Here is a 1,088-nt window from a genome sequence, read left to right as displayed (position 1 = left end):
CCCGTGGCCTGCATCAGCAGGTTGCCGACCGGCACGAACAGAGCGGCAAAGCCCTTGGCGCAGTAGAGGACGCCGTAGATCTTGCCGATGTGCTTCGAGCCGAAGGTGTCGGCAGCCGTGGCGCTGAACAGCGAGTACACCTCGCCCCAGGCCAGGAACACGATGCCGGACAGGATCACGAACGCCCAGGGGTTCGAGCCGAAGTAGCCCAGCGCCACGATGCCGATGCCCTCCATCGAGAAGGCGATGAACATCGTCTTCTCACGGCCGATCCGGTCCGAGATCCAGCCGAAGAGCGGACGCGAGATGCCGTTCATGACGCGGTCGAGCATCAGGGCGAAGGGCAGCGCGGCCATGGCGAAGAAGTACAGGTTCACCTGGAAGTTCTTCACGCCGAGGTCGGTCGCGATGACGCCGAGCTGGGCCACCGCCATCAGGCCGCCGGTCACCGTGCAGGTGAACATCAGCAGCATGACGTAGAAGACCGGCGTGCGCAGGGCTTCGCCGAGGGTGTAGTCGCGGCGGGTCTGCAGAACCTTGGTCGAGAACTTGACCTCGTCCTTGGCCGGCGAGCGCATGAAGATGGAGGCCAGGATGATGACCGTGCCCTGGATCAGGCCGAAGACGAAGAAGGCCTGGGCGTAGCTGCCGGCGTCGATCATCTTGGCGATCGGCAGGATCGTCAGGGCCGAGCCCGCACCGTAGCCGCCCGCGGTGAGACCGACGGCGAGGCCGCGCTTGTCCGGGAACCACTTCAGGGCGTTGTTGATGCAGGTGGCGTAGACGCAGCCGACGCCGATGCCGCCGAGGACGGAGCCGAGATAGAACCCGCTCAGCGAGGTGGCGTAGGAGTTCATGACCCAGGCCGCGCCGGTCATCAGGCCGCCGAACATCACGACACGGCTCGGGCCGTACTTGTCGATGAAGTAGCCCTCGATCGGGGTGAGCCAGGTCTGGACGACGACGAAGATCGTGAAGGCGACCTGGATCGCGGCACGATCCCAGCCGAAGGTCTTCTGGATCTCAGGGACGAACAGGGTCCAGGCGTACTGAATGTTGGCCGCAGCCACCATGCAGATGACGCCGAA

At 64.8% G+C, this 1,088-nt stretch carries 1 protein-coding gene; it reads right to left on the bottom strand.

Features of this window, described 5'->3' with window-relative positions; all coding sequences use genetic code 11:
- Positions 1-1,088: oxalate/formate MFS antiporter (gene oxlT, locus MFF24_RS28605; protein WP_238229217.1), on the bottom strand; the 1,088-nt coding region annotated here is incomplete at both ends.

The organism is Methylorubrum aminovorans, from assembly GCF_022179725.1.
Taxonomy (GTDB): domain Bacteria; phylum Pseudomonadota; class Alphaproteobacteria; order Rhizobiales; family Beijerinckiaceae; genus Methylobacterium; species Methylobacterium aminovorans.
This window is presented reverse-complemented; position numbering and strand designations above follow the sequence as displayed.